14 protein-coding genes are annotated in these 14,506 nt (G+C 34.4%); 11 read left to right on the forward strand and 3 right to left on the reverse strand.

Features of this window, described 5'->3' with window-relative positions; translation table 11 throughout:
* Nucleotides 1-122 precede the first annotated feature (122 nt).
* Nucleotides 123-2,270, reverse strand: coding sequence for an endonuclease MutS2 (locus tag CW752_RS11275; protein ID WP_101239814.1), 2,148 nt, complete (start codon nt 2,268-2,270; stop codon nt 123-125).
* 290 nt (nt 2,271-2,560) lie between these two features.
* Here CW752_RS11275 and CW752_RS11280 point away from each other — a divergent pair, with 290 nt between their 5' ends.
* Nucleotides 2,561-3,064 (forward strand): GNAT family N-acetyltransferase, encoded by a 504-nt coding sequence (locus tag CW752_RS11280; RefSeq protein WP_101239815.1) that lies wholly within the window; start codon nt 2,561-2,563, stop codon nt 3,062-3,064.
* A gap of 59 nt (nt 3,065-3,123) precedes the next feature.
* Nucleotides 3,124-3,765: a uracil-DNA glycosylase gene (locus CW752_RS11285; RefSeq protein ID WP_101239816.1), complete on the forward strand. Its 642-nt coding sequence runs from the start codon at nt 3,124-3,126 to the stop codon at nt 3,763-3,765.
* Here CW752_RS11285 and CW752_RS11290 read toward each other — a convergent pair.
* Both CW752_RS11290 and CW752_RS11295 read right to left on the reverse strand, forming a co-directional pair.
* A complete protein-coding gene (locus CW752_RS11290; protein WP_101239817.1) occupies nt 3,752-4,255 on the reverse strand; it encodes a hypothetical protein in 504 nt (167 codons plus the stop codon). The genes CW752_RS11285 and CW752_RS11290 overlap by 14 nt on opposite strands.
* A 17-nt stretch (nt 4,256-4,272) precedes the next feature.
* Complete coding sequence (locus CW752_RS11295) at nt 4,273-4,764, reverse strand: DUF456 domain-containing protein (protein ID WP_101239818.1); 492 nt, start codon at nt 4,762-4,764, stop codon at nt 4,273-4,275.
* A 679-nt stretch (nt 4,765-5,443) separates the two neighbouring features.
* Between CW752_RS11295 and CW752_RS11300 the strand changes: the two genes are divergently transcribed.
* From CW752_RS11300 to CW752_RS11340, 9 genes are all read left to right on the forward strand, one after another.
* Nucleotides 5,444-6,712 (forward strand): mechanosensitive ion channel family protein, encoded by a 1,269-nt coding sequence (locus CW752_RS11300; protein WP_101239819.1) that lies wholly within the window; start codon nt 5,444-5,446, stop codon nt 6,710-6,712.
* A 147-nt stretch (nt 6,713-6,859) separates the two neighbouring features.
* Nucleotides 6,860-7,579: a pyridoxine 5'-phosphate synthase gene (locus CW752_RS11305; RefSeq protein ID WP_101239820.1), complete on the forward strand. Its 720-nt coding sequence runs from the start codon at nt 6,860-6,862 to the stop codon at nt 7,577-7,579.
* A gap of 97 nt (nt 7,580-7,676) precedes the next feature.
* Nucleotides 7,677-8,456 (forward strand): alpha/beta fold hydrolase, encoded by a 780-nt coding sequence (locus CW752_RS11310; RefSeq protein WP_101239821.1) that lies wholly within the window; start codon nt 7,677-7,679, stop codon nt 8,454-8,456.
* 114 nt (nt 8,457-8,570) lie between these two features.
* The gene (locus tag CW752_RS11315; RefSeq protein WP_101239822.1) at nt 8,571-8,786 is read left to right on the forward strand and encodes a microviridin/marinostatin family tricyclic proteinase inhibitor; all 216 of its coding nucleotides are present in this window, start codon (nt 8,571-8,573) and stop codon (nt 8,784-8,786) included.
* A gap of 18 nt (nt 8,787-8,804) precedes the next feature.
* Nucleotides 8,805-9,023, forward strand: coding sequence for a microviridin/marinostatin family tricyclic proteinase inhibitor (locus CW752_RS11320; protein WP_101239823.1), 219 nt, complete (start codon nt 8,805-8,807; stop codon nt 9,021-9,023).
* A gap of 76 nt (nt 9,024-9,099) precedes the next feature.
* The gene (locus CW752_RS11325; RefSeq protein WP_101239824.1) at nt 9,100-10,056 is read left to right on the forward strand and encodes an MvdC/MvdD family ATP grasp protein; all 957 of its coding nucleotides are present in this window, start codon (nt 9,100-9,102) and stop codon (nt 10,054-10,056) included.
* Entirely contained in the window at nt 10,049-11,053 is a 1,005-nt protein-coding gene (locus CW752_RS11330; protein ID WP_101239825.1) for an MvdD family ATP-grasp ribosomal peptide maturase, read from the forward strand. Before CW752_RS11325 ends, CW752_RS11330 begins: the two co-directional genes overlap by 8 nt.
* Nucleotides 11,054-11,635: 582 nt before the next feature.
* The gene (locus CW752_RS11335) at nt 11,636-12,649 is read left to right on the forward strand and encodes an NAD-dependent epimerase/dehydratase family protein (protein ID WP_101239826.1); all 1,014 of its coding nucleotides are present in this window, start codon (nt 11,636-11,638) and stop codon (nt 12,647-12,649) included.
* On the forward strand, nt 12,646-14,415 hold the full coding sequence (locus tag CW752_RS11340) for an AMP-dependent synthetase/ligase (RefSeq protein WP_101239827.1): 1,770 nt from the start codon (nt 12,646-12,648) through the stop codon (nt 14,413-14,415). The genes CW752_RS11335 and CW752_RS11340 overlap by 4 nt, the downstream gene beginning before the upstream one ends.
* Nucleotides 14,416-14,506 lie beyond the last annotated feature (91 nt).

A 14,506-nucleotide genomic window follows, 5' to 3' on the forward strand; every position in this document is an offset into this window, starting at 1 on the left:
AAAGCAATAGTAAAATTACTCTGGTTTAATTATTTATTTTTGTAATATAATCTGTATCAGATTTTCAGGACTAGTCATTTTATTAATTTTCAAATTCTCAAATTAATCCATTTTCAAATTAATTATATTCTCTCAAGCTCATCGGCATCAATCGTCGTCTTGAAGGTGCCGTAGTTGACAATAACTTTGTTTTTGGAAATCTTCTCAATAGTTCCTACGCTGGTACTTCCGGTAATACGAACACGTTGTCCGATTTTCATCCAAACGGCACGGTCACTTTTGCGTTTTTCTTCCAGCTTTTCATTGGTTTCGGCAATTTTTTCAATTACTTCTTCTTTTTTTAGCTGTTGCGTAATTTTCCTTTTAACAACCTGAAGACGTTTTGATTCATCTTTATCAGCTCCTAGCTTTCTGAATTTTTCCTGTTCAAGAAGCTTCACGAAGTCTTTTACAACATCTTTTCTGGATTTTCCTTTTGTATAGCTGTCAATGAAGGTTTCAATCTTATTTCCAAACTGAAGTTTACGATGTTCTTCTTCATACAGCTTTTGGAAATTGAAGAGTTTCTGCTGAAGCTGATCATTCAGTTTCTGAAGATTATCCCGCTTGTCTTCAACGGACTCTTTTCTTTCTGCAAGATCGTATTTCAATTTTTCAACTTCGAATTTTTCCTGTTGTAACTTTACAATCGTTTTATCAAGGTTGACAATATCATGTTCTACCTTTTTCTTGGCAGAATGGATGATAAACCTTGGAATCCTGTTCTTTTCAGCTACTTCAAATGTAAATGAACTTCCTGCCTGGCCTACTTCGAGCTTGTACATTGGCTCCAATGTTTCTTCATTGAATAGCATTGCAGCATTCTGAGCATTCGGAAGTTGTTCTACGACCAGTTTAATATTAGTATAGTGCGTTGTGATAATAGCAAAACTCTTTTTGTCATAGAAATATTCCATGAAGCTCTCCGCCAGGGCACCTCCTAATTCCGGATCAGAACCTGTTCCAAACTCATCAATTAGTAAAAGAGTATCTGCGTCAGCTTCACGAATGATTCCAGACATTTTCTTTAGCCTTGATGAATAGGTTGATAAATGGTTTTCAATCGACTGATTGTCCCCAATATCTGTCATGATTTTTTCAAAGAAAAACATTTCAGACTTAGGATGAACAGGCACAAGAATACCACTCTGAATCATCAATTGTAACAATCCAACCGTTTTCAATGTAATCGACTTTCCACCGGCATTAGGTCCGGAAATACAGATGATCCTGTTATGTTCCGTTAAAGTCAATGTTTGCGGATGAATCGTTTTGTTTTCAGCTTTGTTTCTTAACCATAATAATGGATGATAGGCATCTCTTAACCTTAACGTTTTATGATGGTTGATTTTGGGAAGAACTCCGTTAATCAGTTCTGCAAACTTTGCTTTTGCTCTCGTAAGGTCAAGATCAAAAATATATACCTGATATCTCCAAAGTTGAGGTTGAAATTCTGCGAGCTCAGCAGTCAGCTTTCTAAGGACTTTATCAATTTCTTTTTTCTCTTCCTCTTCATTTTCACGGAGTTTGAAGTAATGTTTTACAACACTGTCCGGCTGAATGTAAGTAATGGAACCTGTTTTTGATATTCCTAATGTTCTTCCGGGAACTCTTTTTTTGAATCCCGATTTTACCGCTAAAACCCTTTGATCATCAATAATCGTTTCTCGTATATCATCCAAAAAGTCGCTTTGTCCGTAAGTGGTAAGCGCACGATTGAAATTTTCCTGAATGGCTTTTTTGGCATGTTGGATTTCTGTTCTTATCCCTTTTAAAGCCGGAGAAGCCTCACTTTTTACTTCACCAAAACGATTAAAAACTTTATCTACTTTTTCAATGATCTCTTTTCTGAATTCCAGTACAGAAACTTCTTCTATTAATGTAGGAAAGGTTTCCGGCATGGTAGGGAAGAACTTTTGTAATCTTCCGATCTGCTCCGTGATGGTTTTTATTTTGATGAAAGCATTGTTTTCCAGACGGTAGTTCTCAATCAGCATCAATTTCAGCTCACTTTCAATATCTTCATATTCATCAAACGGAATCGCATTTGAACTTTCAAAACTCGACAGATATTCTGATGTTTTTTTTAATGAAAGTTCCGCCTCGTCAATTTCCATCGGACGAAGTTGAAGAATTTTTTCTCTTGTTTTCGGAGAATACGCAAATGGGGAGATTTCCGCGAGCAATTGCGGAAACTCTAATTCGTCTAAATCTTCTTTATCTATATACACATTGCAAATTTAGTGAGAAAATGTGAATGTTAGGGAGGTGGAGGTTTGAAAATGAGTGAATTTGATATGTTTTCAACGCACTGCTCACAAAGTAATAGATAGGAATGCTTTTTTCGGTAGCTAAGGCACTCCGCTTAGCAAAGATTGATTCTTGTTTTTGCTGAGTAAAACGTCCTTGCGAACAGAAAATAAAACATAAGAATATATAACCTTGTGGTCGTTGCATTAAAATTATACTATCCTACTTTTTAATCATAGAGAAATGGCTTTGGTTTTATTACATTTGGAATATGAAACTGGAAACCGAAAGATTAATTTTAAAAGAAATCAACGAAAGTCATGTGGAAGATATTCTGCGGATCAGAAGTAATGAAGTAACGAATCAATATGTGAAAAGGAATTCTCCGAAAACCAATTATGATTCATTGAATTTTATTTTACATATTAAAAAAGAAGTTCAAAACAGAGAAATTGCTTTTTGGGGTATCTCTTTTAAAGATCGGCAAAATTTGATCGGCACCATTTGCCTGTGGAATTTTTCAGAAGATAAAAAGACTGCAGAAGTAGGATATGAACTATTGCCTGATTACCATAGAAAGGGAATTATGGGTGAAGCACTGACTGCTGTTTTAGAGTATGGATTTAATACCTTAAATTTACACAAAATTTTAGCATTTACCCACAAACTTAATGAAGCTTCTCAGGCTTTGCTTTTACAACATCAATTTGTTTTAGAGGAAAACATAAAAGATGAGAAGAATCTTGAAAATGCTATTTTTAGTTTAAAAAAATGAATTAATTTGTCAATCTATTTATTTCAAATTATATTCATTTTCAAATTTCAAATTGAATTATGACCTGGACAGAAGTTTTAGCACCAATAAAAAGCACGGAATACTTTAAAACCCTATGGGAAAAAGTAAAGAATGAATATGCAACAACTCAAGTTTTTCCCCCTAAAAATCAAATCTTCAGAGCATTGGAAATTACTCCTTTTGAAGATATTGAAGTGGTGATTATCGGCCAGGATCCTTATCATAACGATTATCAGGCGAATGGGTTGTGTTTTTCTGTTTCAGAACAAGTTGCTGCACCGCCTTCACTTAAAAATATTTTTATTGAGCTGAAAGATGATCTTGGTGTGGTAAGAACTTCCAAAGAACTGGATGATTGGGGAAAACAAGGTGTTTTATTGTTGAATGCAACGCTTACTGTTCGTGCTCATTCTCCCAATTCGCATAAAGATTTGGGTTGGGAAACATTTACCAATTATATCATTAAAGAAATCTCTGATAAAAAAGAAAATGTAGTATTTGTGTTATGGGGTGCTTTTGCGCAGAAAAAAGCCGAATTCATTGATCCGGCTAAGCATTTTATTTTAAAATCGGCGCACCCGTCACCGTTTTCTGTATACAGAGGATTTTTTGGAAGCAAGCCTTTTTCAAAGATTAATGAATATCTCATTTCCAAAGGAAAGAAACCTATTTCGTGGTAGACGATGGTGCTTCAGCTTTACCTATTGTAATCCCGATTTTATATTTTCCGGCAAGTGCTTTTGTCCCTTCTGATTTCGGATAAGGAGTGACTTCCTGTAATGTGAATTGTAATCCGTTGAATCCTGCAGATTGATGATAATTTTTTGCAGGGAAATCCATACTGGCCAGATTTAAAATCATTGGTCTTGTGGCTATTCCCATTACTTCAACCTGAGCAACAGCTACTCCTGCCCAGATACAATTGACTCCTTCAGGGCAACGGCTGTCTTCTGAAATTCCCTTGAAGGTAACATTCATTTTGTACTTCTCCAGAAATTTATTTTCTCCTTCATTGAAGTAGATGATTTCGTTTTGTGATTGGGTTGGGTTTGTCATATCTGTTTGGGATATCTTTACAGGAGTTTTCGTATCTGTTTTTACTTTTTTTTGAGCATCACATCCCGTTAATGCTAAAACTCCCAGACTTAATATAATGGCTTTATGGAACATAGTTTCTGTTTTTTTAATTAAATAATATTAAACATATTAAGTAGTACTACCAAAAACATTGCCACTCCTACTACAAAGCTGAAGCCGGTTCCGTAAAGAAACCCGATAAGAGCACCTTTGGTAGATTGTAATGCTTTATTCATATCCTTGCTGTCGTGCAATAATTCTCCAATAAATACTCCCGCAAACATTCCTATCAAAAAGCCTAAAGGGATAGGAAGGAATATTCCTACAATAGTCCCGATAACAGAACCGATGCTTCCCCAACGCGTCCCTCCATATTTTTTATTGGTTCTTGCCGGAATCACATAGCTAAGCACTACTGATGCTGCGGTCAGAATACCAAATGCCCAGATATAAATCATCGACAGGTCAGCATCTGTTCCGAATTTATATATTAAAAGCCCGCAGATGCTTAATAATAATCCTGGGAGAACAGGAAGGAAAGTTCCCAATATTCCAATAAATAATAAAATGAGACATAGAATATTAATGACTGTGTTATCCATTCTTTAAAAAATATAAGTGCAAGATAAAAAAAGTGACTTTATAAAAGTGACTTTTAGGTTGAAGTTAAAAAAAATTATTAAAGATTAAGAGGGACTGAAGGAAGAAAATGAAAAATAAACCAATACACCGCTTTTAATGATTATTGCCGGAGATGGATATTTTTCGTATAGAAACGGATTAAGAGCAAAACTTGTGAAGTTAGAGTATTTAAATTTAATACAAAGGATTTCTATTATCCGGTGTTGTATTTTATGAAGCAAAGACACTGAATTGTATTGATTCTTTCTAAGCGTACGCATATCTACATCGCTTCATCAGCGACTTTTGTCGCTTTCTTAGCTCCCTTATCAATAATGAATTGCATCTTGTCTTTGCGTTTATATAAAAATTCAGTATAAAGAAGTCCTAAGTTTTGCATCTGATCCATAGAAACTAAGCTTAACCATCAATTATAGTCATAAAAACCTAACAGGTTTCTAAAACCTGTTAGGTTTGTCAGCAAAATAATATTGTTTTCTTATTAACATTTACAACTTCCTTCCTTCAGTTCCCGGCTTAAACTATCTGTTTTTTCTTTATAGCTCATTTTCGTTAAATATTTGCTAATAGATGTTTTTTGGGATGAAAATTGATGGGGAATAGTAAAATCATCACTCTTAATTTCATAAATTTGCTGTAATGAATGACCAATTACAAGAAACTAAAAATTTTATACAAGAGCTGAGTGAGCAGCTTTACATTTATATCACTCAGATTTCACCATCTGGAATGGATTGGATTTTTCATATTATTGTAAAATTAAGTTTACTTGTTGTTCTGTTTTTAGTTACAGATTTTGTTTTTAAATTTACGATTAATTCTGTTTTTCGCTTATTTCATGACGAAAAAAAGTTTCCGGTCCTCAAATCAATTTATCAAGCTAAAATCACTAATTCTGTCGCACACTTTGCCGCATTAATTGTTGTTGGGGCAATACAAGGCTCTATATTTCCTGAGAATGCTCTCCCTAAAACAACAATCTTTATTATAAGATGTGTAAACTTAGGGTTGGTACTGATCCTTGCAGGGATGCTGTATAGATCATTAACTGCTTTCAGAAATTATTTTAGCATAAAGCAAGACTTTTATAAGATTATGGCACTTAATGCGATCTCGGAAACTGTTAAAATTCTGGGTCTTTTTGTATTTACTGTAGTGGGAATCTGTGTGGTTTTTGGAATAAAAGGGACTACTATCGTAGGTAGTCTGGGGGCGATTACAGCAGTTTTGGTACTTGTTTTCAGGGATACTATTTTGGGATTTGTAACCGGATTGCACGTGGCCACATCTAAGATTCTGAAGGTAGGTGATTGGGTAAGCATTCCCAAGTACAGTCTTGAAGGGAATATTACGGAAATAAGCCTTCTGACTACCAAAATCACCAATTTTGATAAAACGGTTTCTACCATTCCTACCTATGATTTGATGACTACAGAGATTAAAAACCTTCAGATCATGTCTGAATCCAATACAAGAAGGATTAAAAAATCAATCTATTTCAATATTAATTCTTTCAAGTTTTTGACGGATGAAGATATTGAACGATTGAAAGATGTAAACCTCATTTCAGATTATCTTGAAGAGAAAAGTATCGAGATTAAAAAAGAAAAAGAAAGTCTGGAACACAGTGATAAAATCGTCAATGGAAGACAACTTACCAATATTGGTGTTTTCAGGTATTATGCTCAACGATACATAGAAAATGATCCGGATGTTGACAAAAAAGGAACCAGAATGGTTCGCCAGTTGGATATAACGCCACAAGGTCTTCCTCTTGAAATTTATTGCTTTGCCAATGATTCAAAATGGGAACGTTTTGAACAGATTCAGGCAGATATTTTTGATCATCTCCTGGTGGCATCAAAGGAATTTGATCTTCAGGTAATGCAGGTAAGCGTTAAAGTATAAAAACAGAAAACTTAACTTTTCTCAAAAAACAAATTCAATTTAAATGATAAAGAAATTAGAAAACAAAAAGAAGTAGTAAGTCTGGATAAACCTTCAGCTTCTAACTTCCATCTTCTAGTTTCGGATATCTAACATCAAAATAAAAAAATGACAAAACTAAGCGTAAACATTAATAAAATTGCGACATTAAGAAATGCAAGGGGAGGAGAAACACCGAGTGTTACAGAAGCAGCGATAAAAATTCAGGAATTTGGAGGGCAAGGAATTACCATCCACCCAAGACCTGATGAAAGGCATATTACAAGAAAGGATGTCTACGATCTGAAACCATTGGTTACGACTGAGTTTAATATTGAAGGAAATCCCCATCAACACTTTATTGATATGGTGTTGGACGTGAAGCCCGAGCAGGTGACATTAGTTCCTGATGCGGATGATGCCATTACTTCCAATGCGGGCTGGGACACCAAAAAACATTTGGATTACCTTACAGAGATTATTGCAGAGTTTAAAAATGCAGGAATCCGTACTTCTATTTTCCTTGATCCTCTACCGGAATTAGTGGAGTATGCTGCCAAAACCGGAACGGACAGGATTGAATTGTATACCGAAGCATATGCTAAAAACTATGTAAGTAACAAAGAGTTGGCGATAAAACCTTATTACGATACCGCAGTTGTTGCTAATGAATTTGGAATAGGCATTAATGCTGGCCACGATTTAAGCTTAGAAAATTTAAAATACTTCTCAGATACTATTCCTAATCTATTAGAAGTTTCCATAGGACATGCTTTAATTTCTGAAGCATTGTATATGGGATTGGAAAATACGGTTCAGGCTTATTTGAAGAGACTGGCAAAATGGTAAAATAGATTAAAAAGCTAGAAATCACATTCTATACCCAATTATTAGGGTTGAGTTGATGATCTAAACTTTGATATCTGAAATCTATTATCTAAAAAATATGGAAATTTTAAACTCAAAAATATTCGGTGAAAATTTAACAACAACACCACTTTTAGTATTTCACGGATTGTTTGGAATGCTTGATAACTGGGGAAGTTTCGGAAAAGATCTGGGAGAATATCTTCCGGTACATTTAATTGATCTTCGAAACCACGGACGAAGCTTTCACTCTGAAAGTATGTCTCATGATGATCTGGCCGATGATATCGCCCATTATATGGATCATTACGGAATTCAAAAAGCTCATGTTCTAGGACATTCTTTGGGTGGAAAAGCCGTGATGCAGTTTGCTATAAAATACCCTGAGAGGGTAGAAAAATTAATCGTTGTAGACATTTCACCAAAAGCTTATCCTCCACATCACCAAGGGGTCATTAAAGCATTGGAAAGTGTTGATTTTAATATTGTGGGTTCAAGAAATGAGGTAGAAGCTGTTCTGAATCAATATATCCCGGAAAGATCTACGGTTCAATTTTTAACCAAAAATTTATATTGGGATGATAATAAGAAACTTAATTGGAGATTTAATCTTAAAACATTATCCGAAAAATATAATGAATTTGTTTCGAATGCAATAAAGTTCGGAGTCTTTGAAGGAGAAACTTTATTTATTGCCGGAGATAGATCTAATTATATTTTACCACAAGATGAATATGGAATTAAGCAGCAATTCCCACATGCGAAAATTATTACAGTAAAAAATGCCGGACATTGGGTGCAAGCCGAAAACCCTGTTGATTTTGCAAGTGTTGTTAAGAATTTTCTTGATTTAAATTAATTTTATACCTATTTTTAGGTATTGATGTTAAAATTTTATTAAAAATTAATATTATTTCTCTATAAGTTGAAATTTTTGTACTTTGGATTGTCAAAAAAATAAAATTATTAACTTATGGAAAACAAAAATTCAAAAAAGAAACCGTTTTTCGCAACATTTTTAGAAAAACAACTTAAAGACCCTGAAACAGTGAAAGGGGGAAGTGTTACTTCATTATTGTTAGATGATGTAACTACAGCTCTTAAAGATGGGGTTACCAAGCCGGATAATGATAATGTGACCATGAAATACCCATCCGATGGGGACGATGATGTTTTAGAAGTTCAATAAAACGTAAAAAAGGTCATTATGGAAAATAAGAACTCTAAAAAGAAACCTTTTTTTGCCTCTTTCTTAGAAAAGCAAATTAAAGATACTGAAACTATAAAAGGAGGAACAGACATCTCAATTCCTGAAAGAGATGTCGTTACAAAACCGGATTACGATATCGTAACGACTCCACAGGATGATATGATGCACACTTTGAAATATCCTTCTGATGGTGACGATGATGTTCAATATGTATAAAATAAACAATTAAGTACATAACAAGATCAAAGGGAAACTTACTATTTAAGTTTCCCTTTTCAATAAAAACCGGCTAATGATTCTCTGCATCACCCATTCCCAGGATTATTATAATATCGATATTTTTTTCGAATACCTTACCTCTCAAGAAATCCCTTATTTCAGATTAAATTCTGATCGTTTGAATCATTTCCAGAAGATCAGTATCCATGAAGATTCTTTTGAATTGACTGATGAATATGGAAATACAATTCATTCTGATCAAATTAAAGGGATATGGCATAGAAAAGCCTGGAAAATAAATGTACCTGAAGAACTGGATGATGACTATGAGAGAATATTTCTGAAAGAATACAGAAGTCTTCGATATAATTTATTGACCATCTTGGAGCATTTGCCATGGATCAATCCTTATGAGAATGAAAAAAAGATCGACGGGAATAAAATGCTTCAGCTCAAAATAGCACAGAGAAATCATTTGACTACTCCTAAGACCATTTTTTCCAACGATGGAGAGCAGGTAACTTCTTTTTTTCATCAGTACTGTAAAGGAAAAGCTATTGCCAAACTTCATGGTGTAACGACAAAGACAATGAGTGGTGAAAACTTGGTGGCCACTACAATAATCGAAGAAGGCACATTGGAACATCTTTCGGATATCGTGTATTGTCCTATGATTTTTCAGCCTTATATTGATAAAGAATATGAGCTAAGAATTGTCTATGTAGATGGTGAATTCTTTACCGGAAAGATCAATAATAATGAAAATTCCGATTGGAGAATTGCCAGAGAAGGCTATTTCTGGGAAGCTTACGAGTTACCTGGCCTTATCAAAGTAAATCTGACTTCTATGATGAAAGAAATGGGGCTTTATATAGGAGCCATCGATATCATGAAAGGAATGGATGGACAATATTATTTCCTTGAAGTCAATCCACAGGGAGAATGGGGAATGTTACAGAAAGAATTAGGATTTCCCATAGCAGAAAGAATTGCCGACAACCTTATCAAAAGAATTAATTTCCATGAATAAAATTTTAATTATAACCCATACCGCAGATAATTTTTCGATTGAAAAAGTAACAGAATATATTGAACAAAATAATTGTGAAGTCATTCGCTTTGATGTTGATTTATATCCTTTACAAAACAACTTGTCAACTGTTTTCCAGAATGGAGAATGGGTGAGTATTCTTGAAACTCCAAATACTAAATACCGTTTGGATGATATTTCATCAATTTGGTACAGACGTGCCTACAACATTGGAAAAGGATTGAAAGATGAAATGGATTCAAAATTTTACGGGGCAGCCATGGGAGAGATCCGTAATACCCTTTTTGGCTTTTTTGAATCGGTGGATGCTTATTCATTAGGCAAACCTAGTATTTATAGGAGACTTGACAGTAAGGAAGAGCAATTAAAAATCGCTGATAAATTAGGCTTGACCATTCCGGCAACCTGTATCACTAATAATCCTGAAGAAGCGAAAAAATTTATTGTGAAACATCAAAATGTCGTTGCTAAAATGCAAACCGGCTTTGCTATTTATGAAGACGGCGTGGAAAATGTGGTTTTTACAAACGTTGTTAGTGAAGATAAGTTAGAAGAACTGGATTCACTTTTATATTGTCCAATGCAGTTCCAGCAAATGATTCAAAAGAAAAAAGAACTCCGTATTACCATTGTAGGGAGAGATGTTTACGCTTTTGAAATCGATTCCCAGCAGTCTGAGGACGCAAAAATTGACTGGAGAAAAGACGGTATTAATCTGATCAATAAATGGAACAGAACAGAATTGCCAAGTCATATTGAAGAAAAATTGTTAGAACTTTTGGATGTCTATCACGTAGATTATGGTGCGATAGACATGATTGTTTCTCCTGAAGATGAATATTATTTCATCGAGATCAATGCAGCAGGAGAATTCTTTTGGTTGGATAATCTTACAGAAGGAAATCTTATTTCTAAAAGTATTGCAGATGTTCTTTGTGATAAGGCATCAAGAAGAAACAATATGGTGATGGCTTAAAAATAAAATTAATATCGTGAAAGTCCTGAAAGTTTAATTTCTTTCAGGACTTTTATATACATGGATTTACACAGATATCTTAATTTCGCCCGCAGATAAAACAGATTAAGCATATCTACTTAAAAATCTTTGATTTTTAAACTTATGTGTTCTTCTCAGCACTAAGCTTTTTAACTTCAAAAAACTTAAGTGTTTTATTTCTTTTGTTTTTTTGTTTTTCCCACAGAAGCCACAAATCTTCACAGAAATTTTTGCTTGCAGATAAAACAGATCAAGCAGACCTACTTAAAAATCTTTGATTTTTAAAGCTTATGTGACCTTCTCAACACAAAGCTTTAAACTTAAAAAACTTAAGTGTTTAAAAACTTTTGTGCCTTTTGTGGTTGACCATTAAAGTTTTTGTTCTTCAAATTCATCTTTTCTCGTTTTCAGAATGATAATATTGGTTAAATAAAGTTGAATTATGCTTTAAAAATCGCAAATTTGCAAAAACAGTTTTTCAAAGAATTTTGATAAGAGTTTGAAGAATTGTCGGATAGAAAATATTGTCATATTTTAGTCAGCAATCAAGTAACATAATTAATGGTTTTTGTAACGGGTGCAACCGGAATCCTGGGGAGGATCATTGTGTTGGAACTTCTTAAGAGAGGTAAAGACGTACGAGCTTCCAAAAGACCGGGCAGCAATTTAAACGAAGTAAGGCATTCATACAGTTTTTATACGGAAAATCCTGATGATTTTTTTAATAAAATTGAATGGGTGGATGTCAATTTTGATGATCAAAACTCTCTGGATAATGCCTTAAGAGGAATTGATGAGGTTTATCACTGTGCCGCAAAAGTAAGTTTTCATCCTAAAGATGAGAAAGAAATGTACCAGACCAATATCAAAGGTACAGAAAGTCTTTTGTTTGCCTGTGAAGGATCGGGAGTTAAAAAATTTCTGCATGTAAGTTCTGTAGCCGTTCTGGATAACTTTAACGAAAAAGGAGAATTGGACGAAGATTCTGATTTTAATCCTAAATTGGAACATTCTGCATATGCAATTTCTAAACATTTGTCTGAAATGGAAGCCTGGAGAGCCTCTGCGGAAGGATTAAATGTGGCGATTATCAATCCGGGAATGATTGTAGGAAGCGGAAATTGGAATCAAAGCAGTGGAGAACTTTTTTCTACTTTTGAAGACAATAGCTTTACATTTGCTGGCGGTTCTACTTACGTAGATGTCAGAGATGTTGCCAAAATTGCCATAGAACTTTTGGAGCAGAATATTTTTGGGGAGCGTTTTATCATTGTTTCCGAAAATAAAAGATATGCAGAACTTGGAAAACAGATCAGAACGAGACTGGGATTGAAGGATGCAAAAATTCTTACATCGTCTCAATTGAATATTGGAAGAATAGCCAATACACTCTTTGGGTGGTTGATTCCAAAATTAAGAATGATTACCAAATCGAATATTGAAGCAATATCTACCTTCAACACCATTTCCAATCACAAAATCCAAAATAAACTGAATTATCGGTTTATTCCTGTAAAAGAAAGTATCGACTTTCACCTGAATAATTATATTAACGACAAAAAGCTGAAGAAATGAATCTTGCAGAGGCAATTATCCTTAAAAATGTAGAAAAGCATCCAGTAAAAGCTGCGATTGGATTTAAAAAGAAAGATGAAGCCTGGAAAGAGCTGAGCTGGAAAAAATTCAGTGAAATTGTTTTTAAAACAGCCAATGCATTAAAAAATGCAGGTGTTCAGGAAGATGATAAAGTGGCCATCTATTCGGATAATTCTTCGGAATGGATGATTTTTGACTTGGCTACTATGGCGGTCGGAGCAATTACGGTCCCTATTTATTCCACAAATAATGCTGAGCAGGCAGAATATATCATTAACGATTCCGGAGCTAAAGTTGTTTTAGTAGGAAATCAGGTTCAATACGATGCTTGCCTTGAGTTTTTACATAAAGAAGAAAATAATCTGGAAACGATTGTCGTTTCTAAGAAAGCGGTTTGGATCAAGAAAGAGTTCAATAGCTTTTATCTTGAAGATTTTATAGCGAAAGCTTCTCCCAAATTGGAAATCTGTAAAAAAGAATACGAAGATACAGCGACGTTAATTTATACTTCCGGAACAACCGGGACACCTAAAGGAGTAATGCTTACTCATGGGAACTTCATCAAAGCTTTTGATTCCCATTTTGAATTTTTTAAATTTAAAAACTTTGAAGAAGAGCTTTCATTGGCATTTTTACCTTTAAGTCATGTTTTTGAAAGAAGCTGGAGCTTACTTTGCCTGTATGGTGGAGCAAGAGTTTATTTCCTCGAAGATCCGAAAAATGTGGCCAAAGCATTGGAAGAGGTTAAGCCTACAACGATGTGTGCCGTTCCTAGATTCTTCCAGAAAGTTTATGCCGGAGTTTTGGAAAAAGCAGAAGAAAGTTCTTCATTGAAGAAAAAAATCTTTAATTGGGCTCTAAAAACCGGATGGGAAACCGCAGAATTGAGAAGAAATGAAAAGCCGATTTCTTTTGGATTAAAGTTCAAAGAATCTATTGCCGATATGTTGGTCTTCAGTAAGATCAAAGAGAAAATGGGTGGGAGATTATGGTTCTTACCTTGCGGAGGAGCTTCTTTATCTCCTGAAGTGACCAGATTCTTTGAATCTGTGGGAATTCACGTAACAGTAGGATATGGGTTAACAGAAACAACGGCTACTTTAACTCTTTTTCCTCTGACTCATTTTGAACATGGAACCAGTGGAAAACCGCTACCCGGAGTAGAACTTCGTATCGGAGAAAGTGATGAAATTCAGGCGAGAGGAAATGGGATTATGAAAGGGTATTACAATAGACCTGAAGAAACACAAAAAGTTTTTACAGAAGACGGATGGTTCAAGACAGGGGATGCCGGTAAATTTGATGAAAAAGGTAATCTGATCATTACGGACAGAATCAAAGATCTGATGAAGACCTCCAATGGAAAATATATTGCTCCACAACAGATTGAAAACCTTTTAACCAATAATAATTTCATCCAGCAGATTATGCTGATTGCAGAAGGTAGACAATTTGTTTCTGCCCTGATCGTTCCTAACTTCGAATTTTTGCATGACTTTATCAAAAATAATAATATTGCTTTTACCAATTGGGAAGAGATTGTAAAAAATGATAAAGTGATCAATTTTTATAAAGAAAAAGTGAAAGAGCTACAAAATCACCTTGCTGATTATGAGAAAGTGAAAAAATTCACATTGATGCCTGCAGAATTTGATATCAATACCGGAGAAATCACCCCAACATTGAAAGTTAAGCGAAATGTGGTTCTTAAGAAATATGCAGATATTATAGAAAAGATGTATTAAAAGTTTTTTGATCTCCAGTTTTCACTTTCATTACAACTGAAGTGTGAAAATTCCCCTCCTCCGGAGGGGTGGCAAAAATTCAAAGAATTTT

Origin of the sequence: Chryseobacterium sp. PMSZPI (assembly GCF_002835665.1) — a bacterium.
Classification (GTDB): domain Bacteria; phylum Bacteroidota; class Bacteroidia; order Flavobacteriales; family Weeksellaceae; genus Chryseobacterium.